Annotated in this window: 18 protein-coding genes and 1 pseudogene; 11 read left to right on the top strand and 8 right to left on the bottom strand. The window is 70.2% G+C overall.

Going from position 1 to position 23,276, the window contains the following annotated elements; translation table 11 throughout:
- Positions 1–20 precede the first annotated feature (20 nt).
- Positions 21–911: an alpha/beta fold hydrolase gene (locus HD596_RS59210; RefSeq protein ID WP_185078049.1), complete on the bottom strand. Its 891-nt coding sequence runs from the start codon at positions 909–911 to the stop codon at positions 21–23.
- 147 nt (positions 912–1,058) lie between these two features.
- Here HD596_RS59210 and HD596_RS59205 point away from each other — a divergent pair.
- Positions 1,059–1,325: pseudogene (locus tag HD596_RS59205) on the top strand (recombinase family protein); the annotation flags it as partial.
- Between the two features lie 387 nt (positions 1,326–1,712).
- Here HD596_RS59205 and HD596_RS59200 read toward each other — a convergent pair.
- The gene (locus tag HD596_RS59200) at positions 1,713–2,822 is read right to left on the bottom strand and encodes a MalY/PatB family protein (protein WP_313047491.1); all 1,110 of its coding nucleotides are present in this window, start codon (positions 2,820–2,822) and stop codon (positions 1,713–1,715) included.
- 65 nt (positions 2,823–2,887) lie between these two features.
- Between HD596_RS59200 and HD596_RS59195 the strand changes: the two genes are divergently transcribed.
- Positions 2,888–3,733 carry a nucleotidyltransferase domain-containing protein gene (locus HD596_RS59195; RefSeq protein ID WP_185078048.1) on the top strand — a complete coding sequence of 282 codons (846 nt, stop codon included), beginning with the start codon at positions 2,888–2,890 and terminating at the stop codon, positions 3,731–3,733.
- Between the two features lie 564 nt (positions 3,734–4,297).
- Here the strand turns inward: HD596_RS59195 and lexA are convergent.
- Positions 4,298–5,005 (bottom strand): transcriptional repressor LexA, encoded by a 708-nt coding sequence (gene lexA / locus HD596_RS59190; RefSeq protein ID WP_221520107.1) that lies wholly within the window; start codon positions 5,003–5,005, stop codon positions 4,298–4,300.
- 1,362 nt (positions 5,006–6,367) lie between these two features.
- On the opposite strand from lexA, the gene HD596_RS65475 reads away from it, so the two are divergent.
- From HD596_RS65475 to HD596_RS59175, 3 genes are all read left to right on the top strand, one after another.
- Positions 6,368–6,739 (top strand): LysM peptidoglycan-binding domain-containing protein, encoded by a 372-nt coding sequence (locus tag HD596_RS65475; protein WP_185078047.1) that lies wholly within the window; start codon positions 6,368–6,370, stop codon positions 6,737–6,739.
- A 1,281-nt stretch (positions 6,740–8,020) separates the two neighbouring features.
- Positions 8,021–8,476, top strand: a complete 456-nt coding sequence (gene nrdR / locus HD596_RS59180) for a transcriptional regulator NrdR (RefSeq protein ID WP_185078046.1) — start codon at positions 8,021–8,023, stop codon at positions 8,474–8,476.
- On the top strand, positions 8,473–11,295 hold the full coding sequence (locus HD596_RS59175; RefSeq protein ID WP_185078045.1) for a vitamin B12-dependent ribonucleotide reductase: 2,823 nt from the start codon (positions 8,473–8,475) through the stop codon (positions 11,293–11,295). The genes nrdR and HD596_RS59175 overlap by 4 nt, the downstream gene beginning before the upstream one ends.
- Positions 11,296–11,544: 249 nt before the next feature.
- Here HD596_RS59175 and HD596_RS59170 read toward each other — a convergent pair whose 3' ends face one another.
- Positions 11,545–12,363 carry a glycerophosphodiester phosphodiesterase gene (locus HD596_RS59170; RefSeq protein ID WP_185078044.1) on the bottom strand — a complete coding sequence of 273 codons (819 nt, stop codon included), beginning with the start codon at positions 12,361–12,363 and terminating at the stop codon, positions 11,545–11,547.
- Positions 12,364–12,522: 159 nt separating this feature from the next.
- On the opposite strand from HD596_RS59170, the gene HD596_RS59165 reads away from it, so the two are divergent.
- On the top strand, positions 12,523–13,932 hold the full coding sequence (locus HD596_RS59165; RefSeq protein ID WP_221520106.1) for an MFS transporter: 1,410 nt from the start codon (positions 12,523–12,525) through the stop codon (positions 13,930–13,932).
- Here HD596_RS59165 and HD596_RS59160 read toward each other — a convergent pair.
- Positions 13,883–14,347 carry a PPOX class F420-dependent oxidoreductase gene (locus HD596_RS59160; RefSeq protein ID WP_185078043.1) on the bottom strand — a complete coding sequence of 155 codons (465 nt, stop codon included), beginning with the start codon at positions 14,345–14,347 and terminating at the stop codon, positions 13,883–13,885. The genes HD596_RS59165 and HD596_RS59160 overlap by 50 nt on opposite strands.
- A 113-nt stretch (positions 14,348–14,460) precedes the next feature.
- Here HD596_RS59160 and HD596_RS59155 point away from each other — a divergent pair, with 113 nt between their 5' ends.
- From HD596_RS59155 to HD596_RS59145, 3 genes are read left to right on the top strand one after another with little or no spacing between them, the layout of a single operon-like run.
- A complete protein-coding gene (locus HD596_RS59155; protein ID WP_185078042.1) occupies positions 14,461–15,672 on the top strand; it encodes an amidohydrolase in 1,212 nt (403 codons plus the stop codon).
- A gap of 57 nt (positions 15,673–15,729) precedes the next feature.
- On the top strand, positions 15,730–16,803 hold the full coding sequence (locus HD596_RS59150) for a PrsW family intramembrane metalloprotease (protein WP_185078041.1): 1,074 nt from the start codon (positions 15,730–15,732) through the stop codon (positions 16,801–16,803).
- 48 nt (positions 16,804–16,851) lie between these two features.
- On the top strand, positions 16,852–17,472 hold the full coding sequence (locus HD596_RS59145; RefSeq protein WP_185078040.1) for a pyridoxamine 5'-phosphate oxidase family protein: 621 nt from the start codon (positions 16,852–16,854) through the stop codon (positions 17,470–17,472).
- Between the two features lie 42 nt (positions 17,473–17,514).
- Here HD596_RS59145 and HD596_RS59140 read toward each other — a convergent pair whose 3' ends face one another.
- Positions 17,515–17,682 (bottom strand): hypothetical protein, encoded by a 168-nt coding sequence (locus tag HD596_RS59140; RefSeq protein WP_185078039.1) that lies wholly within the window; start codon positions 17,680–17,682, stop codon positions 17,515–17,517.
- Between the two features lie 277 nt (positions 17,683–17,959).
- Positions 17,960–18,403, bottom strand: coding sequence for a carboxymuconolactone decarboxylase family protein (locus HD596_RS59135; protein ID WP_185078038.1), 444 nt, complete (start codon positions 18,401–18,403; stop codon positions 17,960–17,962).
- Between the two features lie 87 nt (positions 18,404–18,490).
- Here HD596_RS59135 and HD596_RS59130 point away from each other — a divergent pair, with 87 nt between their 5' ends.
- On the top strand, positions 18,491–21,958 hold the full coding sequence (locus tag HD596_RS59130; RefSeq protein ID WP_185078037.1) for a WD40 repeat domain-containing serine/threonine protein kinase: 3,468 nt from the start codon (positions 18,491–18,493) through the stop codon (positions 21,956–21,958).
- Between the two features lie 44 nt (positions 21,959–22,002).
- Here the strand turns inward: HD596_RS59130 and HD596_RS59125 are convergent, their stop codons facing one another.
- A complete protein-coding gene (locus HD596_RS59125) occupies positions 22,003–22,452 on the bottom strand; it encodes a hypothetical protein (RefSeq protein WP_185078036.1) in 450 nt (149 codons plus the stop codon).
- A gap of 281 nt (positions 22,453–22,733) precedes the next feature.
- Here HD596_RS59125 and HD596_RS59120 point away from each other — a divergent pair, with 281 nt between their 5' ends.
- Positions 22,734–22,985 (top strand): metallothionein, encoded by a 252-nt coding sequence (locus tag HD596_RS59120; protein WP_185078035.1) that lies wholly within the window; start codon positions 22,734–22,736, stop codon positions 22,983–22,985.
- The last annotated feature ends 291 nt before the right edge of the window (positions 22,986–23,276 follow it).

Here is a 23,276-nt window from a genome sequence, read left to right as displayed (position 1 = left end):
GACCAGTCTCCAGGAGTTGCTCAAGAGATCGCCTGACCGGCTGAGCCTGGTGCGTCAAGGATGATCTGGGCGATTTGGGGGGCCTGGGTGAAGACCAGCTGATGATCGGCATCGAGCCAGCTGATGGCAATGTAGGGATGCTCGCGGACAAGCCGCTCGACGCCGGCACGCCAGTTCTGGTTGAACCGCGGCGCATGCCCTTCGCTGCTGTCGCCGGCCATCGAGGTCGACATGATCATACTGACGGGCCGGTCGATCTTCCTGTACCGGTCGAGGATCTCGGACCGGATCACGTCGATCTCGATGTTCAGGTCGAGAATCTCCTGGGCACTGAGCAGCACCTGACGTGCGGTGCCCCGCTCGGCCTCCTGCTGCGTCGCCTGGTCCTCCCACATGGCGCGGAACGCCGGCAGGACTGCCTCGGTGATGAACGGTTCGGGCACCGGGTTCGCCCCGTCGATGAGAACAAGCTCGGCGACGGTGTCAGGATGCTCGGAGGCATAGTGCACCGCCAGGTCGGCGCCCAGCGAGTAGCCCACCAGCACGGGCGCCGTTGGCAGGCCGAGGTGTCCCAGATCCGCCATCACCGCGACGAGATCGTTGAGGAAGTCCTCGAAGGAGTACCGGTTGGCGGCCGAGGCGAGGCCATGCCCCCGCAGGTCGAAGGTCACCACGTCGTGATCGCGCCTCAGCAACTCGGTCAGCTCGCGCAGGTCGGCCTGGGTCGAGCTCAGGCCAGGGCACAGGACCAGCGGGCGTCCCTGACCGCCGCGAGACACCGGGATCGTGACGCCGTCGTGGTGGATCCTGAAGTGCCGTATCGTCCTGTCGCCTCTCTCCGCCCGCTCCCCATAATTTTTGTGCTCGTCGTACAGCTCGGCGGCCCCGATCGCCCTGGTTTCCGTGGTCATGCCACCATGTTGAAAGCTTGACCCTGCGTCAGGGTCAAGCGGCGCGGCGACATGACGCCCATACCTCCGCGATCGCCGATTTCTGCGCCAGGCTTGTGAGAGGCGCTGGCGGGGATGTTGTAAACCGTTCGTGTTCATCAACTCCCGTTGCGCCCTTTTTATGCACTTCCAAGGTGTGACAACGCTCCCCGACGGCTCGGCTCCTGCCGCAGTCCGCCAAGCCGCCGACGACTTCCTTCGCGCCGAACCCGCGGTGCTCACCGGAGCGCGTGTCGCTATGCCCGGGTCTCCACCCGCGATCAACGGCTGGACCGGCAGACCCGCGCGCTCGAAGCCGCCGGCTGCATCCGCATCTTCGCCGACAAGCTGAGCGGCAAGAACACCGACCGCGAAGAGCTCACAAAGGCCCTGGACTACCTGCGGCCCGGCGACACCCTGGTCGTCTTGCGGCGGCGCAGGTGGGTACGGTCACGGCCCCGCTGCGCCTCATGGCCCCGCTGCGCCTCACGGTCCCGCTGCGCCTCACGGTCCCGCCGCGCCGAGCCGTGCGCCTTCGACGGTGGCACGCCGCACCGCTGGCCCACCCACGCCTCCGCTCAGCGCAGCCGCCTCCCATGCCCCTTCCTCCGCATGACGTCTGCAGCGCGACCTCGTTGTGCTGCGCCATCGGTTGTGCTGCGCCATCGCGCGCCGCCCAGTGGGACGGGCGCTCGTCTGGGCCCGTCGCCGCGTGCCGTGGCGCGGGTCGGGCGTGGCAGGAACGTCGTGAGACTCCCGCCACGCCCCTTGGGAACCCCCGGGTCAGGGAACCTGGGCCAGCCGGTCGAGGATTTCGGCCAGGATCGCCTCCGTGGTGGCGAAGTTCAGCCGGACGTAGTGCTCGCCGCCAGGCCCGAAGACCGCGCCGTCGACCAACCGCACCCTGGCCTCCCGCTCGTACACCTCCGCCATGCCCGCCCGCCCCACGTTCAGCCACGCCAGGTACGTGGCCTCCGGAACCCGATAGCCGACGGACGCCGGCAGCCGGGAGGCGATCGTGCGGCGGTTGCGGTCCAGCAGGGCGCGGGTCGACTCCAGCCAGGCGTCCCCGTGCCGCCACGCCGCCACCGTGGCCTCCACGCCGAAGAGGTTCGCCGAGCCGTACACGAAGGGCGGCTGCGCCTCCAGGGCCTTGCGGACGCCCGCGTGTCCCAGGTGGGCCACCGAGCAACGGATGCCGCCCAGGTTGAACGCCTTCGTGGCGGACGTGAGCGTGACGGTACGTTCGGGGAGGATCGTGGCGAACGGGATGTGCCGGTGCGGCTCGAACGTGAGGTCCGCGTGGATCTCGTCCGCGATGACCAGCAGGTCGTGGCGTTCGGCGTGCTCGGCCAGCTCCGTCAGCTCCTCGCGGGTGAACGAGCGGCCGGTCGGGTTGTGCGGGTTGACGAGCAGGAGCACCCGGCATCCCGACAGGTCGGGAACCTCGAAGCGCCAGGAGTCCCCGTCCGGCTCCATCTGGATCGCATGCAGGGGCCGTTCCATGACCTTCAACGTCTCCAGGAACGGATGGTACGCCGGAGTGTGCAACGCGACTCCGTCCCCCGGCCGGGTCCAGACTTGGAGGAGGACCTGGAGCGCCTGGTTGATGTCGTTGAACGAGCGCACGATCGAGGGATCGGCCTGCCAGCCGTACCGGTTCGCCATGCGTTCGGCGAACGCTTCGGCCAGCGGCCCGGCCGAGGGCTGTTCGAGCCAGGTCGGGTAGCCCAGGTCGCCGGCGGCCCGCCGCCGCAGCGCCTCGATCACCTCGGGAGCGGTGGACAGGTCCATGTCGGCCACCCAGGCGGGGATGACGCCCGGTGCGACTTCTGACCACTTGATGCCATCGTGGGATGTCTTGAGGTCTTCAGGGGTATATGCCTCATTCACGCAGCAATTCTAGGATTATCGATTGTGATGAGGTGGCGAGGCCGCTTATGGGAGGCTGGACGGCGATGATGTCTAACCCCAAGGTCGATGCCATTGTCGAGACCTACCTGTCGGTGGCCGACGCGGAGGCTCCTGGGCTCGTGGAGGGTCTCTATCTGGAGGGCTCGGCGGCGCTCGGTGACTACCGGCCCGGCGCGAGTGACGTGGACTTCGTCGCGGTGACGGCCGCGGAGGCGCCGTTCGAGGTGGTGGAGCGCATCCACGCCCGGTTGGGCGCGTACCCGTTCGAGGGCTACTACCTCACGTGGGACGACCTCAGCAAGGACCCCGCTGAGCTGGGAACGCGTCCCCGGGCGCACGCAGGGAAGATCAACCCCCGGGGTGGCCTCAACCCGGTCACGTGGCACACGCTGGCCCAGAACGGCCTGACCTGCCGCGGCCCCAAACCGGACGAGCTCGACATCTGGCACGATCCAGCCGCCCTCGCGGCCTGGACCGACGGGAACCTCGACCGGTACTGGCGCCGCCTGGTGGCCAGGGCCTCCCACCTGGCCTCGCCGTGGGGGCTGGCCTGTCTCGGCGGCTACAACACGGTCTGGGTCGTCACGGGCGTTGCCCGGCTGCACTACACGTTGGCGACCGGCGAGATCACGTCCAAGTCGGGGGCCGGGCAGTACGCGCTGGCGACGTTCCCCGAGCGCTGGCACCGGGTGGTGAACGAGGCGCTGCGCCTGCGCGAGGAGGACGACACCGCGCTGCCGACGCTCTCGGGCGCGGTCAGCGGGCTGAGCGAGCACTTCGGCACACCCCGCAAGTCCCTGTACGGCTCACCGTTCGAACGGCGGCGCGACGTGCTCGCCTTCGCCGACCAAGCGATCACGGCCGCCCACGAACTGTACGCCGCCCGCTAGAAGCCTCCGGACCGTCTCGGCCCCGGACCGTCTCGGCCCCGGACCGTCTCGGCCCTCGAGCCCTCACGGCACGTGGACCATCACGGCACGTGGACCATCACGGCACGTGGACCATCACGGCACGTGGACCATCACGGCACGTGGACTGTCACGGCGCATAGACCGGTGGCGACACCGCACACGGGGCGGGACCGCAAGGCTCGGCCTGCCAGCGTGGGGCAGGGCTGAGCACGGGCTACTACTCTCCGCATCCCTCGGCCCTCTGCGGTGTTAGCGTTAACAGCGTGCCGCGCGTCGGACGGATGGCGCTGCGATTGGCGCTCGAGCGGATCCGTACCCCGGGGCGGAACGGCGTCAATGCCTGGCTACCCCGGACAGCTCAGGTTCGCGGGCATGGCGTCCCCGGTGGGTCCGGTCGGCCGGCCAATAGGGCTTCGGCTCGATGGCGAGGTGGAGCGGAGCTAGAGCCGTACGTACCCCATGGGAGGTGTGTTTCGGCGCGCGCCGGAACGCGGCGCGAGCGGTATGACGCGCGCCCGAGACCCTTTCGAGCCCTGACCGCCGCTAGAGCCGGCGCAGGACCGCCACGACCTTGCCCAGGACGCTGGCCTCGTCGCCGGGGATGGGCTCGTAGTTGGGGTTGTGGGGGACGAGCCAGACATGGCCGTCCTTACGCTTGAAGGTCTTGACGGTGGCCTCGCCCTCGATCATGGCAGCCACGATGTCGCCGCTCTCCGCCACCGGCTGCTGGCGGACGACCACCCAGTCGCCGTCGGCGATGGCGGCCTCGATCATCGAGTCACCGGCGACCTGCAGGAGGAACAGCGTGCCCTCGCCGACCAGCTGCTTGGGCAGCGCGAAGACGTCTTCCACGCTCTCCTCGGCCAGGATCGGGCCACCGGCGGCGATGCGGCCGACGAGCGGGACATAGGCCGCCGTGGGGCGGTTGATCGTGGGCTCTTCGTCGGTCGCGTCAGGGTCCACCCACAGCACGGGCTCGCCCGGGAGGCGCACTTCGAGCGCGCGCGGCCGGTGCGGGTCGCGACGCAGGTAACCCTTGCGCTGAAGCGCCGTCAACTGGTGCGACACGCTCGACGTGCTGGTCAGCTGGACCGCCTCGCCGATCTCGCGCATGGAGGGCGGATAGCCACGCTGCTGCACCGAGTCGCGGATGACTTCAAGGATCTTGCGCTGCCTGGGTGTCAGGCCCAGAGAGTCGCGCCGGCGCACCGCGAGGTCGCTGACCCCGTTTGCGCCATCCTGCTCGCTCATGCTCTTCCTCCTCGCCTGGCGGCCCGCCTCACCGGCGCACCTCCCGGTCTGTGGTCCCAATGTCGCACACAGCGACCGTATCGCTGTTGAAGATCATCTTCAAACAATTGTTCGAGTCTTCCTCGAAATTGTCGCCAGCGTGGTGTACAACATCGTACGGGAGTTCGATCGACACCGTGTTCGATTTGCTGATCTTTATTTGGCCTTTTCCTCGGGCAGCACGGCAGGAGGTCAACCATGCGAACACCCACAAATACCGACACGACCAGCCAAGACGCCAAACGACTCACACTCATCGCCGACGCCACGCAGGGTAACGATCGACGGGGAGACAATACGCGGACTGAGGCCGGTTCCCGCGGGAATTCGGGGAAGAGGTTGGGGCCCCGCACGACTCATGGTGGAAGGCCCCATTTGCGATTGGTACCGCCGCCGCGTGCGGGTTCCGACGCGGACGCCACCGTACCGCCGGGCAGGGGAGGAGCCCGTGCGGACGAGGGTGACGAAACGGTGGCCCGCCGGAGATCCGGCGTGGACGGAGACCAACGGCGCTCGGGTGGGGGCGCCGACGCTGGGCGGGGGGCGAGGGTGAACGAGCGGGGTGCGCGTGCGCCTGCGGGCGACGCGCGGTCGCGGGCACGCGGACCAGGAGGGTCTGGCGCGAGAGGAGCAGGGGGCGCCGTCGGCTCGCGGCGTGGCGTCCAGGCCGCCGAGGGAGATGCGCGCGGCGCTCGGCGCGACGCGCGGGCGGCGGGGAGAGATGTTGACGGTGCTGGAGGCGCTGGGGGAGAGGCTCTCGGTCCCGGGGGTGGTGTCCGGGGCTCCGGGGAAGGCGTTCGCGGTGCCCGGGACCTGGCCCGGAGCACTGGGGAAGGCGCGCGCAGTCCTCGGGGCCCCGCCCGGAGGGCCGTGGGGAAGGTCTTTGGTCCTAGGGGTGGGGTCCGGAAAGTCGTCGGAAAGATCCTGGGCTCTAGGGATGGTGCCCGAAGCGCTGGGGGAACGGACATCGGCCGCGGGGGTGATGACCGAGGTGCTAGAAAGGGCGCTCGCGACGTCCGACGTGCCGCGCCGGGGGCTGAGGAAGGCGCTCGTGGTCCCCTGAGTGGTGCCCGAGGTGCCGGGGGAGGCGTTCGTGGTCCTCTGGGTGGTGCGGCGAGTGTCAGGGGAGGCGCTCGTGGTCCCCTGAGTGGTGCCCGTGGTGTTCGGAGTGGGGGTGTCCAGGGCGTCGGGGAGGGCGTTCGGGGTGCTGTCGTAGGCGGTCGCGGGGGCGAGCGGGCTGCGCGGGGAGGCGCCGTCCGGGCTGGCCGTTCTCGGCGTGGCACAGGTGGTGGGCGCTGGGGATCCCGGCGGTGGGGCCGTCGGGTGGCGAGGTGGCGCGAGCGGCGGGCGTTGGCGCGCGTGCGCCGGCGGTCCGCTCCGCCGTTGCGGCTGACCCGGCGTGGGCGGGTGGTGCTGGTGGCCGTCGTGGCGTTGCTGTCGCTCGGGGGGTTCTGGCTCGGTACGCGTGCGGTGGGGCAGGCTGCGGTGCAGGTCGTCGTGACCAGCCATGTGGGGTTGCCGTGGGTGGAGGTTCGCGAGGGTGACACGCTCTGGGCCATCGGGGAGGCGCTCTCCCGGGGGGACGATCCCGGCCCTGTGGTGGAGGAGATCAAGCGCCTGAACGGCCTGTCCGGCTCCCTCATTCGTCCCGGCACCCGCCTGTACGTCCCGAGCGACACCGCCGCCTTACGCTGACCGCCCGGCGCGCGGGTGGCCCAGGCTCTGCCGACTCGCCCGAACTGCGAGTTTGCTCGGCTCGCAGGTCTGCTCGGTTCGCAGGTTTGCTCGGTTCGCAGGTTTGCTCGGTTCGCAGGTTTGCTCGGCTCGCAGGTCTGCTCGGCCCGCACGTCCTCTCGGGCTGCGGTGCACTCGGCCTGGGAGTCTGCTGGGGCCGCCAGTCTGCGTGGCTTGCGAGTCCGCTCGGGCTGGGGGTTTGCCCGGCTTGCGAGTCTGCTCGGGCTGGGAGTTTGCCCCGGCTCGCGAGTTCGCCAGGCCGCCAGCCCGCTTGGGCCGTCAGTCCACTTGGACTGTGAGCGTGCTTGGGCTGTGAGCGCGCCGAGTCGTTGGTCCGGTCGGGTTGCGAGCCCGCTTGGGTGTGAATCTGCTGGGGCCGCCAGTCCGCTCGGCCGTGAGTTCGCTGGGACCGTGAGTGGGCCGGAGGGCCGTGAGTGGGCGAGGGGCGTGAGGTCGCTCGGGCCATGAGTGCGCCGGAGGGCCGTACGTTCGCTCGGGCCGTGAGTGCGCCCAAGGGCCGTGAGTGCGCACGGACCCGGGAGCCCGTCCGGCCGCGAGTCCACGCGTGGGATCGCGCGCCGGGCTGCCAGGGTGTGGCTAGGGGTGGTTTCGCATGGGGAGCGGAGTTGCCTGGCGATGGTGGGTCGGTTCGCGCTGTGGGGTTGGTTCCGCTGGGGGTCGGTTCGGGCTGTGGGGTGGGTTCGGGCTGTGGGGTGGGTTCGGGCTGTGGGGTCGGTTCGCGCTGTGGGGTTGGTTCGGTTGTGGGGTTGGTTGCTCGTAGGGCTGTTGGGTCGTGGGGTTGTCTGGGTTGGGGAGCAGTTCGGGGTGCGGGGGCTCGGCTGACGATGGGGTGCTTGACGGCGAGGCTGCGGGGGTGCGGTAGCAAGCCTGCTGGGGGAGCTGGGGGGTTGGGTATCGTTGTGAGGTTTGTTCACGAATGGGTGTGTAAGTAACTCATGTGATGCCTCCAGCAGCACAAAGATCACCTCGACGGGCGACACGCCCGAGCTCCGGCGGTGACGGCGGGCTGATCAGCGACTTCGGTTCTATGGGGTGGCTCAACTTGCGTTCATGGTCGCTCGCTTCTACGGTTGGACCACAACATCTAGTAGTTACACCGATGTAGTTCACCACACCTTGTGTTTTATGTACCGCTCCACGGCTAGCCGTGGGGTGTGCGCGAGCGTCCCGCGACGGCGGTTCCGCGGCGTGTGGTGGCCGCAGGTCTAGGAGGCGAAAAGCGTGCACTGTCCGTTCTGTCGCCACCCTGACACGAGGGTCATCGACAGCCGCTCCACGGATGACGGCGCGGCCATCAGGCGGCGCCGCACCTGTCCCGAGTGCGGGCGCAGGTTCACCACGCAGGAGACCGTACTGCTGATGGTGAGCAAGCGCAGCGGAGTGACAGAGCCGTTCTCCAGGGACAAGGTCGTCGCGGGCGTGCGGCGGGCCTGTCAGGGCAGACCGGTGGGCGAGGACTCGCTGGCGCAGCTCGGGCAACGGGTGGAGGAGGCCATCAGGGCCAAGGGCGCGGCCGAGATCCCCTCCAACGAGGTGGGGCTGGCCATCCTGGGCCCGTTGCGGGACCTGGACGAGGTGGCCTACCTGCGGTTCGCATCGGTATATCGCGGTTTCGAGAGCCTGGCGGACTTCGAGGCCGAGATCTCACAGTTGAAGGCGGAGAAGGGGGAGTCATGACGGAGACGGCCAGCGGTTCAGTCGCGCGCGGGGGGAAGCGTCCGCGTAAGGGACTGAAGATGAAGCGGATCTTCACCAAGCCCGGCGTGCACCCGTATGACGAGATCCAGTGGGAGCGCCGCGACGTCGTCATGACGAACTGGCGCGACGGCTCGGTCAATTTTGAGCAGCGGGGCGTCGAGTTCCCCGAGTTCTGGTCGGTCAACGCGGCCAACATCGTGACGACCAAGTACTTCCGCGGCGCCGTGGGCACCCCGCAGCGCGAGTGGAGCCTGAAGCAGCTGATCGACCGGGTCGTCGGCGTCTACACGCGCACCGGCATCGAGCACGGCTACTTCGCCAGTGACGAGGACGCCGAGATCTTCGATCACGAGCTCAAGCACGCGCTGGCGCACCAGGTGTTCGCGTTCAACTCGCCGGTCTGGTTCAACGTGGGCACCAAGTCGCCCCAGCAGGTGAGCGCCTGTTTCATCCTCTCGGTGGACGACCAGATGGAGTCGATCCTCGAGTGGTACAAGGAAGAGGGCGTGATCTTCAAGGGCGGCTCGGGCTCGGGTGTCAACCTGTCCCGCATCCGTTCCTCGAAGGAACTGCTGTCGAGCGGCGGCACGGCCAGCGGCCCGGTGAGCTTCATGCGCGGCGCCGACGCGTCCGCGGGGACGATCAAGTCCGGGGGCGCGACCCGCCGGGCGGCCAAGATGGTCGTGCTCGACGTCGACCACCCCGACATCGAGGAGTTCATCGAGACCAAGGCGCGCGAAGAGGACAAGGTCCGCGCGCTGCGTGACGCCGGTTTCGACATGGACCTGGGCGGCAAGGACATCGTCTCCGTCCAGTACCAGAACGCCAACAACTCCGTGCGCGTCTCCGACGAGTTCATGCGCGCGGTGGAGAAGGGCGAGAAGTTCGGCCTGCGCGCCCGCCTGACCGGCGAGGTCATCGAGACGGTCGACGCCCGGGAGCTGTTCCGCAAGATGGCCAAGGCCGCCTGGGAGTGCGCCGACCCCGGCGTGCAGTACGACGACACGATCAACGACTGGCACACCACCCCCGAGACGGGGCGGATCACGGCCAGCAACCCGTGCTCCGAGTACGTCCACCTGGACAACTCCTCCTGCAACCTGGCCAGCATCAACCTGCTGAAGTTCCTGAAGGACGACAACACCTTCGACGTCCCCAACTTCGTCAAGCTGACCGAGCTGATCATCACCGCGATGGACATCTCGATCACGTTCGCGGACTTCCCGACCGAGAAGATCGGCGAGACCTCGCGGGCGTACCGTCAGCTCGGCATCGGCTACGCCAACCTCGGCGCGCTGCTCATGGCGACGGGCCACGCCTACGACTCCGACGGCGGCCGCGCCGTGGCGGCGGCGATCACGTCGCTGATGACCGGCGTGTCCTACCGCCGCAGCGCCGAGCTGGCCGCGGTGGTCGGCCCGTACGACGGATATGCCCGGAACGCGGAGCCGCACAAGCGCGTCATGCGCAAGCACGCGGCGGCCAACGACGACCTGCGCACCGTCGGCTCCATGGACGCGAAGATCCACTCCGAGGCGTCCCGCCAGTGGTCGGAGTGCCTCAAGCTCGGCGAGAAGAACGGCTACCGCAACGCCCAGGCCAGCCTGCTGGCCCCCACGGGCACCATCGGCCTGATGATGGACTGCGACACCACCGGCATCGAGCCGGACCTGGCGCTGGTCAAGTTCAAGAAGCTCGTCGGCGGCGGCTCCATGCAGATCGTCAACCAGACGATCCCGCGGGCGCTCAAGCAGCTCGGCTACCAGCAGGAGCAGATCGAGGCCATCGTCGAGTACATCGGCGAGCACAGCCACGTCGTCGACGCGCCCGGCCTGCGCCAGGAGCACTACGAGGTGTTCGACTGCGCGATGGGCGAGCGGGCGATCGCGCCGATGGGCCACGTGCGCATGATGGCGGCCACCCAGCCGTTCCTGTCGGGGGCCATCTCCAAGACGGTCAACCTGCCCGAGTCGGCCACGATCGACGACATCGAGCAGGTCTACCAGGAGGGCTGGAAGCTGGGGCTCAAGGCCCTGGCCGTCTACCGCGACAACTGCAAGGTCGGCCAGCCGCTGTCGGCCGGCAGCGGCGCCAAGAAGGAAGAGGCCGCCAAGGAAGAGCCCGAGGTCAAGGTCATCGAGGTCAACCGGCCGACCCGACGGCGCATGCCCAACCAGCGGCCGAGCATGACCACCCGCTTCACGGTGGGCGGCGCCAAGGGCTACATGACCGCTTCGTCCTACCCTGACGACGGGCTCGGCGAGGTCTTCCTCAAGATGTCCAAGCAGGGCTCGACGCTGGCGGGCGTCATGGACGCCTTCTCCGTCGCGATCTCCATCGGCCTGCAGTACGGCGTGCCGCTCGAGACGTACATGAGCAAGTTCGTCAACATGCGGTTCGAGCCGGCCGGGATGACGGACGACCCGGACATCCGGATGGCGACGTCGGTGATGGACTACATCTTCCGTCGCCTGGCCCTGGACCACCTCCCGTACGACGAGCGGGCGGCCCTGGGCATCTTCTCGGCGGCCGAGCGCGCGGCGCAGCAGCGCGGCGAGGACCCGGCGGCGCTGCAGGAGACGGTGGACCGCGAGGCGCTGGCCCAGTCGGCGCCCATCGAGGAGAAGCCGAAGGTCGAGGCCGCCGAGCAGTCGCCGGTGGTCAAGGAGCTGACGCTGGAGAGCCACCAGCGGTTCACGGCCGACGCGCCGCTCTGCATGACCTGCGGCACCAAGATGCGGCCGGCGGGGAGCTGCTACGTCTGTGAGGGCTGCGGCTCCACCAGCGGCTGCAGCTAGTCGCGAGATCGGCTGAGGGGGCGGAGGTGAGCGGATTCGGCTCGCCTCCGCCCTGTCGGCTTGGGGCGGACCTCGCCAGGGAGTTCGGCTCGCCCGGCTGAGCGGCGGCCCTGGCGAGGGGCGGACGGGCCCGGGGCGGCCCTGGCGAGGGGGGGACGGGCCCGGGGCGGCCCTGGCGAGGGGGGCGGACGGGCACGGGTGCGCAGGACGAGCGCACCGGATCGGATCCGGCCGGCCGTGCTCGCCGCCTCACCCTCTCAGCAGCTCGTCCAGGACGCCCGGCTTGTTGGTGATGATGCCGTCCACCTGGTAATCCAGCATCCGGCGCATGGTGTCCGGGCTGTCCACCGTCCAGGCGAGCACCTGCATGCCGAGGGCGTGCACGCGCCGTACGTACGAGGCCGACACCGAGCTGTACGGCGGGTTGATCTGGTCGGCGAACTTGGCCAGCGACGGCAGGTCGGCGGTGGACGGCGTGCCGAGCAGCCCGATCGGCACGTCGGGCAGCAGGCGGTGGAAGGTCCGCATCGACGCCCAGCTGAACGACTGCACCACCAGCCGCCCCTGCGCGAGCCAGCCGGGATGGCGGCGCAGCTCGGTGGCCACGCGGGTCTCGATACCGGGGTAGAGCTCCGGAGCCTTGATCTCCAGCAGCAGGTCCAGCCCCGAGCCGCTCATCTCGTCCAGCGTCTCGCCGAGCGTGGGCACCCGCTCGTCCTCGTACTCGTCGGAGAACCACGAGCCGGCGTCCAGCTTGCGGATCTGGTCGAGGGTGAGATCTCCGACCCGCCACGGCGCCCGGCCGGGGAAGACCCGCTCGACGTCGGTGGTGCGGGTCAGGGTGGTGTCGTGCATCAGGACCAGTTCGTGGTCCTTGGTCTCCTGGACGTCGAGCTCGAACACGTCGGCCCGCTGCTTGTCGGCCAGCTCGAAGGCCGCGATGGTGTTCTCGGGCGCGTACGCGGAGGCGCCCCGGTGCGCGACGTTGACGACGGCGGCGGCCGCTTCGGCGGGGGTCGTCAGGAGGGTGGACGAGATCGCGATCATGACGGCGAGTCGCCTGAACATGGGTCTCCTCGGGTGGGGAGAGACAGTCGACTCGACGGTGACAAGACCTCATGACTGCCGGTTGATGGCAGAGTAACGGGCCGGTGCCGGACCGATGAGCATTCGACACGCCACCCCCCGTGCCGGAGGAGCGAATCATGGAGTTCTAGCCTGAATGTCGTGAAGCATGGTGGGATGCTGGCCGTACTTCTGGCGGCCTGGTTCATGGCCCAGTTCGACTTCTTCGTGGTCAACGTGGCCGCTCCCTCCATCGAACGGGACCTGCACGCGGGCCCGGCCGCCCTGGAGCTGATCGTGGGCGGGTACGCCTTCACCTACGCGGCCGGCATGATCACCGGAGGCCGGCTCGGCGACCGCTACGGCTACCGGCGGCTGTTCATGTGGGGCGTGGTCGCGTTCACGATCGCGTCCGTGCTGTGCGGGCTCGCCGTGAACCCGGCCCAGCTGGTGGCCGCCCGCCTGCTCCAGGGCCTGGCGGGCGCGGCGATGGTGCCGCAGGTGCTGGCCACGATCTCCGCGGTCTACCCGCCGTCGGAGCGGGGTCAGGCCCTCGGCTGGTACGGCGTCGCGGGCGGCCTGGGCTCGATCGCCGGCCAGGTGCTCGGAGGCCTGCTGCTGACCGCCGACACGCTGGGACTCGGCTGGCGGGTCATCTTCCTGATCAACCTGCCCGTCGGCCTGATCGTGGTGCCGCTGGCCGTCTGGCTGCTGCCCGAGGTCGAGACCGCCCGGCGGGCCAGGCTCGACGTGCCGGGCGCGGCGGGCCTGGCCGCCGGGCTGGCTCTGGTGCTGGTGCCGCTCGGCCTGGGCAACAGCCTGGGCTGGCCCGTCTGGACGTGGATCAGCATGGGGGCCGCGGTGCCCGTGTTCGTGCTGACCTGGCGGTGGCAGCGGGTGCTCGGGGCGCGCGGCGGGCAGCCGGTGCTCGACCTGGCGCTGCTCAAGGTCCACTCCTACCTGGCGGGCGTGGGCTCGATCGTCGCGTTCATGGCGTACTTCGCCTCGTTCATGTTCACGCTGACGCTGCTGCTGCAGGGCGGGCTGGGGCTGACGGCCTTCCAGGCGGGGCTGGCGTTCGCGCCGATGGGGGTGCTGTTCTCGGTCACGTCGATCCTGGGGACGGGGCTGGTCAGAAGGTACGGGCTGATCGTCGTCATGATCGGCGGGACGATCATCGGGCTCGGGCTGGCCCTGATGGTGGTCGGGGCGGGGTTGGGGCTGCCGTACATCATGGTCGCGCTCATGCTCGTCGGCTCCGGCAACGGGCTGGTCCTGCCGCAGCTCATCGGCGCGGCGCTGGTGGAGGTCGCCCCGCACCAGGCCGGCATCGGGTCGGGCATCCTCAGCACGGCGCAACAGTTCGCGGGCGCGGGCGGCGTGGCGGTGATCGGCGCGGTCTTCTTCGCTGCGGCGGAAGGAGGGCACCATGTCGTCGCCATGCGCTGGTCGGCGGGCATCGACCTGGGGCTCGTCCTCGTCGTGATCGCGTCGGTGGCCTACAACCGCCACCGCGCCGTCGTCACGAAACGGGCAGCACGGTCCCGTACAGACGCGAGACGCGGATCCTGATCACCAGCCGCCGGTCCTCGACCATCTGCCGCAGGAAGGCGTACGGGTCGTTCATGTGCTGCTGCATGGCGAGGAGCTCCATGCCCACCTCGTCGCCCGGCTCGATGCTCACCGGCGACAGCTCCGCCTCGCCCTCGGCGACGGCGTAGGACCAGAAGTCGTCGCTGGCCGCGTAGAGGGCGCAGCGCGGGTCCTTGTGGAGCTGGCGGACCTTGAGCCGGTCGGCGATGGTCGAGATCCGCACGACGCGCTGGTCCGGGTCCCAGGTGTACAGGACGGTGGACAGGTGGGGGTGGCCGTCGCTCTTGTTCGTCGCCAGCGCGCCGAAGCGCTGCCCGGCCAGCAGCTGCGAGAGCTCCTCGTCGCCGAGGGACTGGGGGGCCGGGCCGGCGCCTGGCCCGTACGTTTGCGGCATGCATCCTCTCCCTCGTGCAAATCCTGAAATGTCAGCCTATCCCCATGTCAACCGCCCCTGGAGGGCCCAGTGCGTACGGTCCCGGCGACCCGCGCCCCGGTAGGTTACGAGTCATGAATTTTGCGATTACCAGCGGATACGTTGTGCCGATCGACGGCGACCCCATCGACGGCGGCACCGTACTCGTCCAGGAAGGGAAGATCACCGCCGTCGGCCGGGACGTGGCCGTGCCCGAGGGGACCCCCGTCGTGGACGCCGCGGGCGGCTGGGTGCTGCCCGGCTTCGTCGAGGCCCACGGGCACCTCGGCGTGTACGAGGAGGCCGAGGGCTGGGCCGGTCAGGACACCAACGAGATGACCGACCCGAACGGCGCCCGCCTGCGCGCCCTGGACGCCATCAACCCCGCCGACCTGGCCTTCGCCGACGCGCTGTCCGGCGGCGTGACGACCGCGGTGATCAAGCCGGGCTCCGGCAACCCAATCGGCGGCCAGACGGTCGCGATCAAGTGCTGGGGCAGGTCCGTGGACGAGATGCTGGTCAAGGAGCCGGCCAGCGTCAAGAGCGCGCTCGGCGAGAACCCCAAGCGCGTGTACGGCGACCAGAAGAAGCTGCCCTCCACCCGGCAGGGCGTGGCCGCCGTGATCCGGGACGCGTTCATGAAGGCGCAGGACTACAAGGCCAAGCGGGCGGCGGCCGCCGACGAGGGCAAGCCGTTCGACCGGGACGGCACGCTGGAGATCCTGGTCCGCGTGCTGGACGGCGAGCTGCCCTGGTGCCAGCACACGCACCGGGCCGACGACATCTCCACCGCGCTCAGGCTGGCGGACGAGTTCGGCTACCGCCTGATCATCAACCACGGCACCGACGGCCACCTGCTGGCCGACACCCTGGCCGACCGGGACGTCCCCGTCATCATCGGCCCCCTGTTCACCAGCCGGTCGAAGGTCGAGCTGCGCCGGCGCTCGCTGCGCAACCCGGGCATCCTGGCGCGGGCGGGGGTGCGGCTGGCCATCACCACCGACCACCCCGTGGTGCCGATCCACTTCCTCGTCCACCAGGCCACGCTGGCGGTCAAGGAGGGCCTGGACCCCGCCGAGGCGCTGCGCTCGATCACGCTGAACCCGGCCCGGATCATGGGGATCGACGACCGGGTGGGCGCGCTCCGCCCCGGGCTCGACGCCGACGTCGTGATCTGGTCGGGGGACCCGCTGGACGTCATGAGCCGGGCGCTGCGAGTGTTCGTCTCGGGCCGGGAGGTCTACACGTACGCCGACGGCGAGGCCGTCGTGGCGGATCCGTATTACCGCGAATCAAGTGACCGTTAAGCGGCTGTAGATGCGGGCCGCGCATAGTGGTCGGACCAGCGAAAGGGAGGCACCACGATGCCAGTCCAGCGCCCCAGCAAGGCCCTCTTGATCGGCCTGGTCGTCTCCAGCGCCCTGGCGTTGATCGTGCTGACCTTCATGCTGCTGTCGGGCGGGCCCGTGGGATTCGCGCTGTCCGCGCTGCTGGGCGTGGCGCCGCTGCCGGTGCTGCTGGCGGCCGTGCTCTCGCTCGACAGGCTGGAGCCCGAGCCGAAGCTGAACCTGGCGTTCGCCTTCGCCTGGGGCGCGGGGGTGGCGATCGTGCTGGGCCTCGCGCTGTCGTTCGTGGGGGAGGCGCTGTTCACCAGGGCCGGGTTCGGCGAGGCGGTCGTGAACGACGTGGGCACCGTCCTGCTGGCCCCCGTGATCGAGGAGGCGCTCAAGGGCTCGGCGCTGCTGCTGCTCCTGCGCCGGCGGCAGGAGATCGACGGGCTGACCGACGGCATCGTGTACGCCTCCATGGCCGGCCTCGGCTTCGCGGCCGTGGAGAACGTCGGCTACTACCTGCTCGCCTACAACGAGGACGGGGCCGGCGGGGCGCTGCAACTGTTCGTGATCAGGGGCCTCATCGACCCGCTCGGCCACCCCATCTACACCTCCATGATCGGTCTCGGCGTCGCCTACGCCCTGACCCGGCGCACCGCGGCCAGGTTCGCCGCGATCCCGCTCGGCTACCTGGGCGCGGTCTTCCTGCACGGCCTCTGGAACGGCTCGGCCACCACGGGCTCCCTGACCTGGGTGGCCGCCGCGTACCTCGTGATCATGGCGGCGCTCATCCTGCTGATCGCCGTGACCGTCGTCGAACGCCGCCAGCTCGTCACCAGGATGGGCCTCTACCTGCCCGGTTACCAGCAGACCGGGCTGATCACGGAGGCCGACGTCAGGATGCTCAGCACGCTGTCGGGCCGCAAGGCGGCCCGCAAGTGGGCCAGGGGCGCCGGGCTCGGCCGGGCCATGAGCGACTACCAGCAGGCGGCGACCGAGCTGACCATGCTGCACCTGCGGGCCGAGCGCCAGGGCATGGACCCGGTCCGCTTCGCCGTGGAACGCGACGCGCACCTGGGCATGATGGCGAACGCCCGTCGCTGGTGATCTGCGCGCTCCCTGCCAGAATGGGGGGAACCCTCGAAGGGAGTGCAGATGAGCTGGGTGGAGATCGGGTCCGAGGCCGAACTACGCGAATTGCTCGGCGAGGTCATGCCGAGGGCGGCGACCAAGGAGCGCGTACGGCTGCACGAGCGTGACCGGGAGTGGCTGGCGGCCTCCCCGTTCTGCCTGATAGCCACGTCGGACGAGGCCGGCACCTGCGACGTCTCGCCCAAGGGCGACCCGGCCGGGTTCGTCCACGTCATCGACGACACCACGATCGCCATCCCGGACCGGCCGGGCAACCGCAGGGCCGACGGATTCCTCAACGTCCTGACGAACCCGCACGTCGGGCTCATCTTCCTGATCCCCGGCCGCAACGAGACCCTGCGCATCAACGGCCGGGCCAGGCTCATCCGCGAGGCCCCGTTCTTCGACGAGATGATCGTGAAGGGCCACCGCCCGCATCTCGCGCTGGTGGTGGAGATCGAGCAGATCTTCTTCCACTGCGCCAAGGCGTTCCTGCGCTCCTCGCTGTGGAAGCCGGACAGCTGGGAGCCCGAGGTCCTGCCCTCGCACGCGAGGCTCGTCAAGGACGTGCAGAAGGTGGAGGAGAGCCTCGAACAGCTCGAGAGCTACTACGGCGAGACCTACGCCCAGCGCCTCTACGGCTGACCTCGAAGGGCCGCCGCTCGGCCTCGAGCCGGGCGGTGTTTCTCAGGCGGCGGGGGTCGGACCGCCCGGGAAACGGATGACGTTGCGGCCGGTGTAGGCCCGAAGGTCGATCACCTTGGGATCGGCGGGCTGCTTGCGGCGGTCGGCCGAACGAATCTCGCGGACCTTGTGCCTGGCGATATGTGGCGGCACCACCACAAGCCTCTTCATCGTGAGCCCCCCGTGATGACTTTGTTACCTAGTTATCTACAGAAGGACTGATAAATCCCGCGTAAAGAGCGCACGTCAGTAGGGGAGCGTGCGGCCCGCCGGGGTCCGCAGGTCCAGCTCCACGGCCGGCTTCGGGATCCGCTTGGTGGTCGACTTCGTGACTCTGACGCGTTTCACGGCCTCCCCCTTGGGTGGCGGCATGACGGGCGCCTGTCACCCGCCATGCGCGCCAACCTAACGGGCCATCACCGGCTCTCTCAATGCATTTCTACGAATGTCATGCCCCGGGCGTGAGCCGGGCCGTGACACCGATCCGGTTCCACGCGTTGATCATGGCCAGCCCGACGACGAGCAGTCCCAGCTGCTTCTCGCTGTAGTGCCGCGCGGCCTCCTCCCAGACCGCGTCCGGCACCCCCGTGCCGTCGGCCAGCCTGGTCGCCTCCTCCGCCAGCGCGAGCGCGGCCCGCTCGGCAGGCGTGTAGACGGTCGCCTCCCGCCAGGCGGCCACCGACCAGAGGCGCTCGTCGCTCTCGCCGGCCTTCTTCAGGTCGCGGCTGTGCATGTCCACGCAGTAGCCGCAGCCGTTGATCTGGCTGGCACGCAGCTTGATCAGCTGCAGGGTGGTGGTCGGCAGCTCGCTCTCGTGCAGCAGCGCCTCCACGGCCACGAGATGGTGGTACGCCTGCGGAACCTGCTGTGCGACGTTGATCCGCTGGGTCATGTGTTCCTCCTCAGTTCGTTGGTAGGAGGACGGGACAGGACGTCCATTTGTGACAACTTCCGCGAAGAAGGTGTCATCTAACCCGCCATGGAGGCGCTGAGAGCGGGGGATCCCCAGCGCATCGGGGATTACTGGCTGGCGGGGCGGCTGGGCTCGGGCGGGCAGGGCGTCGTGTACGACGCCTACGACGCCGACGGCAGGCGGGTCGCGGTCAAGGTGCTGCACGCGAACGGCGACCGCGCGATCCGCGACCGGTTCGCCAGGGAGGCGACGGCCGCGGGGCGGGTGTCGTCGTTCTGCACGGCTCGCGTGCTGGCCACCGACCTGGAGGGGAGCAGGCCGTACCTGGTTTCGGAGTACGTGCCGGGGCCGAGCCTGGGCGCGGCCGTGCGGGACGGGCGCCGGTTCGGCGGCGACGACCTGCACCGGCTGGCCACGGCGGTGGCGACGGCGCTGACCGCGATCCACGACGCCGGGGTCGTGCACCGCGACCTCAAACCGGACAACGTGCTGCTCGGGCCCGACGGCCCACGCGTGATCGACTTCGGTATCGCGCGCACGATCGACATGTCGCTCACCAAGACCGGCGAGGTGTCGGGCACGCCGGCGTACATGGCGCCCGAGGTGTTCACCGGGCAGCGGGCGGGCGCCCCGGCCGACGTGTTCGCGTGGGGCGCGATCATGGTGTTCGCCGCGACCGGGCACGACCCGTTCGGCGCCGAGAACCTGGGCGGCGTCATGCACCGGGTGCTCTCGCACCGGCCCGACCTGGGCGCGCTGCCCCCGCGGCTGGCCGCGCTGGTCGAAGCCGCCCTCGACAAGGACCCGGCGGCCCGGCCCGCGGCCCGCGACCTGCTGCTCGCGCTCGTCAGCGGGTCCGGCTCCGACACCAGGGGGCTGCTGGCGGCGGGCAGCCGGACCGCCCGGGGCGTGCCCGGTCCCGGCCACGCCGATCCCGCGCTCGGCACGATCGCGGAGGACGCCTACGAGTCGCTGGGTCCCGAGGAGCGGGAGGTCGCGGCCGAGGTGTTCCTGCGGCTGGTGGCCGTGGACGAGGACGGGCACGAGGCGGGGCGGACGGCCGGGTACGAGGAGCTGTTCGGCGGGCGCTCCGAGCGCGAGTCGGCGGCGGTCAAGCGGGTGCTGGAGGCGTTCTCGTACGTGATCGCCGACCGGGACGGCTCGGTGGCGCTGTCGCGTCCGGGCCTGCTGCGCGCCTGGCCGAGGCTGCGCATGTGGGTGGACGCCGACCGCGACGGCCTGGCCATGCTGAACGCCGTCAACGCCGCGGCCCGCCACTGGGCCGGCAACGGCCGCCGCGATGCCGACGCCCTCCAGGGCAGCCGCCTGGAACAGGCGCTGAGCTGGGCCGCCACCGGACGCCGCCACGTCACGCTGACCCCGCTCGAACGTGACTTCCTGCGCGCCGGCACCGAGCTGACCAGGCGCCGGGCCAGACGCCGGACGCTGACCACGGTCACGCTGGCCCTGCTGCTCGTGGTGGCGCTGGTGGCCGGCGGGCTGGCGGTCCGGCAGCGCCAGGAGACCGCCCGCCAGCGCGACATCCTCGCCGCCAAGCAGGTGGCCGCCGAGGCCGACCGCATGCGTACCGTCGACCCGGCCCTGGCGATGCTGCTCAGCGTGGCCGCCTGGCGGGTCTCTCCGGCACAGCCGGAGGCCCGCTCCAGCCTGATCGCCTCGCTGCAGCAGCAGGAGTCCGCCGTCTTCCGCGAGCCGCCGGTCAAGGGCTCGGCCGAGCGGCTGCTCAGCCGCGACGGCCGCACGCTGGTCAGCGCCAGCGAGGGCGGGGTCAATGTGTACGACGTGCGCACCCGCGAGCTCACGGCGAGCTGGCCCGGGATGAAGGTGAACGGGACGATCACCGGCCCGCCCGCGCTGAGCCGCAGCGGCCGGCTGCTGGCCGAGACCTCCACTGAGGAACTCGGCGTCTGGGACCTCAAGACCGGCAGGAAACTCCTCGAACGGCGCATTCCCCGGGCCTTCGAGGGCGTCTACACCGCCGTGTTCGGCGAGCACGAGACCACGCTCACGCTGGTGTACGCCGGGCAGGAGATCTCTTACCTGCTCGACGTGTCCACCGGCAGGCGGTTCGGGAAGGGCGTCTTCGAACAGCGCGGCGAGGTCGCGGTGAACGATCCGCTCGTGGACCCCTCGGGCAGGCACCTGTTGCTGCCGGGAGGCCGCTTCGACCAGCTCTCCCTGCCGGGCTGGCGGCCGGAGCGGCCCTTCCGCGCCTGCGTGGCGCATCCGGACCTGGCGGCGTTCAGTCAGGACGGCAGGACGCTCGCTTGCGGCGACGGGAGCGAGGTCGCGCTCGTCGACGTCGCCTCGGGCCGCACTTTCGGCGACCCGCTGACCTGCGAGGTCTGCGGAGCGGAGAGCAAGCTGCGCTTCAGCCCGGACGGCCGCCACCTCGCGGCCTACCGCGGCAGGGACGTGCAGGTCTGGGATCTGCGCACCCGGCGGGTGGCGCTCGGTTACCGCGCCGAGGGCGAGCCGGCGGACGTCGCCTTCGACCCTGATGGCAGGACGCTGCGGTACGTCGTGGACGACGCCGTCGTCAGCCTGGACCTCGCGTCGCGTACGCACGCGACGGCGATGCCGGGACCGGCCTTCCTCAGCCCGGACGGTCGGTGGGCGGCGCTCCAATCCGGAAAGAGGCTACGGATCTGGGACATGAACGCGGGCAAGGAGACCGGCAGCCTCCCCATCGGCGATGACGACGGGGAGCCCGAGGAGTTCCACGGGACGAGGCTGGCCGTCTCGGACGCCGACGGCACGATCGCGCTCTGGGACGTGCGGACCCTTACGAAGCTCTGGTCGACGCGGGTGTCCGGCCCGGCCGGCGCCCTCACTGACGTGCACTTCACCCCGGACGGGCGGCGGCTGGCGACGAACGTCGTGTTCCCCCAGAACCCGGTGGCCAAGGAGGTGGTGCTCGACGCCGCCGACGGCCGCCGGCTGAGCTCGACCGACACCAGGTACCAGGGCGGGCCGCTGCTGCCGGGCGGCACGGCGTACGCGTCGCTGCTCGGCGGCAGGTTCGTCGACCTGCGCACCGGCGAGCCCGTGGGGGCCGGGTTCGGGCCCACGAACGCGATCGAGTTCAGCCGGAGCGGGCTCATGGCCGTGAACGAGGCGGCCACCGGGCGGATCGGGCTGTGGTCGGTGGACGGGCCGACCCGGCTGAGCCCCGCCCTGCCCCGGGCCGCCGACGACCTCCTCCTGCTGGCCTTCTCGCCCGACGGCAGGACCCTGGCCTCCGTCACGGAGAAAGGCGCGCTCCAGCTCTGGGACGTCGAGGCCAGGCAGCGGCTCGGCGGGTCCTACCGGCTGTGGGAAGACCCGGTGTCGCTGGCCTTCAGCGCGGACGGGGCGACGTTGTACGCCGGGACGGAGGACGTCCTGCACGCGATCCCCGTGCGGAGTGAACGGGTCGCGCAAGAGGTGTGCGCGCGGGCCGGGCGCTCGCTGTCGCCCGGCGAGTGGGCCCGGTACCTGGGCGGCGTGCCGTACCAGGACGTCTGCCCCTAGCGGTCGGAGGGTGGGCGCGACGCCCGCCCTCCGTCACGGGGACCTCAGCCCTGGCAGTTGCCCCAGGTCTTGCGGCCGCCCCAGGCCTCGACGCGGTTGTCGGGGTCGCGGGTCCAGCCGGCGTACTTCACGCACTTCCACTTGCCGTCGATGTGACCGGTCTCGGCGTAGAAGCGGTACTTCTGCACGTCTTCCGCCCTGCCGCCGCCCCTGACCTCCAGGTAGGCGCCGGTGACCGTGCGGGTGCCCGTGTACGCGGTCTTGATGGCGGCCACGCAGTTCTTGCCGCTCCGCTTGTTGTACATCAGGTACACGTGTCCGAACACCGCGCCCCCGCGGGTCTTCATCGCCCGGTGGCCGTCCTTGACCTGGTGGAAGCCGGGGCCGCAGACGCGCTCGGGGGTGTAGCGGGCCGTGGCCGCGTACGCGGCGGAGGGGGTGGCGGCGATCCCGGCCGCGACCAAGGCTGTCGCGATGACCGTTCGGGTGAGCACGAGCTTCCCTTCGGCAGGGGGTAATAAAGGACAACGTTGATCTTTACTGTGCCTTGACCGAAATTTCAAGGGGTTGTGGTGAATGCCGCTTATCGCGGTGTGCCCGGCCTGGGCGGTGTTCTGGGGCTCCTGCTCGACCCTCCTGTCTGCCGCAGGTGGCCCGTTTCGCCCGTTGCTGATCGATTTCGGGGGACGTTTGGGGAAATTGGGGGCCCTTTGAGGAAGAGAGGCCATAGAACGGGGTATGCCCCCGGCGGAATGTGACTGTAGGGGGGATCACCATGGCTGTCTGCGAGACGTGTGGAAACGACTACGACATGGCGTTCGAGGTGCATGCGCAGGGAGCCGTGCACACCTTTGACTGCTTCCAGTGCGCGATCGAGGCGATGGCGCCCATCTGCGAGCACTGTGGCACCAAGGTCATCGGGCATGGGGTGCAGTCGGGCGAGCACTGGTACTGCTGCGCGCATTGTGCGCGACAGGAAGGCACCCAGGGCCTCGTCGACCGCATCATGGCCACCACCGGCTCCTGACCCACCCCGGCTCGCCCTCGGGCGCGTCGGCCACCGCGCTCGCCACCACGCGATGGCGTATGCGGCGATGGTGCGGGCGCCCTGAGCTGGGCCCCTTGGGCGGCGCGTGGCGGGCGGGGGCGGCTCGCCCGCGGGCGTGGCGGCGGCCGTGCTCGCCACCGCGCGATGGCGTGTGCGGCGGCGATGCTGCGCGCCCACGGCGGTGGCGGCTCGTGCTCGGACGCCGTGGGCACCGTCCTGGGCGGCGCGTGACGGCGATGGTGCGGGTGCCCTGAGGAGGGTGTCATCGTC

Origin of the sequence: Nonomuraea jabiensis, assembly GCF_014204795.1 — a bacterium.
GTDB lineage: Bacteria > Actinomycetota > Actinomycetes > Streptosporangiales > Streptosporangiaceae > Nonomuraea > Nonomuraea jabiensis.
The sequence above is the reverse complement of the archived record's forward strand: the minus strand, read 5'-3'. Positions and strand labels throughout refer to the sequence as shown.

What these genes read in the sequence shown, in the direction of transcription:
- HD596_RS59210 (WP_185078049.1), bottom strand. Translation starts at nt 911, where the DNA reads ATGACCACGGAAACCAGGGCGATCGGGGCCGCCGAGCTGTACGACGAG.
- HD596_RS59195 (WP_185078048.1), top strand. Translation starts at nt 2,888, where the DNA reads ATGATGTCTAACCCCAAGGTCGATGCCATTGTCGAGACCTACCTGTCG.
- lexA (WP_221520107.1), bottom strand. Translation starts at nt 5,005, where the DNA reads ATGAGCGAGCAGGATGGCGCAAACGGGGTCAGCGACCTCGCGGTGCGC.
- HD596_RS59175 (WP_185078045.1), top strand. Translation starts at nt 8,473, where the DNA reads ATGACGGAGACGGCCAGCGGTTCAGTCGCGCGCGGGGGGAAGCGTCCG.
- HD596_RS59170 (WP_185078044.1), bottom strand. Translation starts at nt 12,363, where the DNA reads ATGTTCAGGCGACTCGCCGTCATGATCGCGATCTCGTCCACCCTCCTG.
- HD596_RS59160 (WP_185078043.1), bottom strand. Translation starts at nt 14,347, where the DNA reads ATGCCGCAAACGTACGGGCCAGGCGCCGGCCCGGCCCCCCAGTCCCTC.
- HD596_RS59155 (WP_185078042.1), top strand. Translation starts at nt 14,461, where the DNA reads ATGAATTTTGCGATTACCAGCGGATACGTTGTGCCGATCGACGGCGAC.
- HD596_RS59150 (WP_185078041.1), top strand. Translation starts at nt 15,730, where the DNA reads ATGCCAGTCCAGCGCCCCAGCAAGGCCCTCTTGATCGGCCTGGTCGTC.
- HD596_RS59145 (WP_185078040.1), top strand. Translation starts at nt 16,852, where the DNA reads ATGAGCTGGGTGGAGATCGGGTCCGAGGCCGAACTACGCGAATTGCTC.
- HD596_RS59140 (WP_185078039.1), bottom strand. Translation starts at nt 17,682, where the DNA reads ATGAAGAGGCTTGTGGTGGTGCCGCCACATATCGCCAGGCACAAGGTC.
- HD596_RS59135 (WP_185078038.1), bottom strand. Translation starts at nt 18,403, where the DNA reads ATGACCCAGCGGATCAACGTCGCACAGCAGGTTCCGCAGGCGTACCAC.
- HD596_RS59130 (WP_185078037.1), top strand. Translation starts at nt 18,491, where the DNA reads ATGGAGGCGCTGAGAGCGGGGGATCCCCAGCGCATCGGGGATTACTGG.
- HD596_RS59120 (WP_185078035.1), top strand. Translation starts at nt 22,734, where the DNA reads ATGGCTGTCTGCGAGACGTGTGGAAACGACTACGACATGGCGTTCGAG.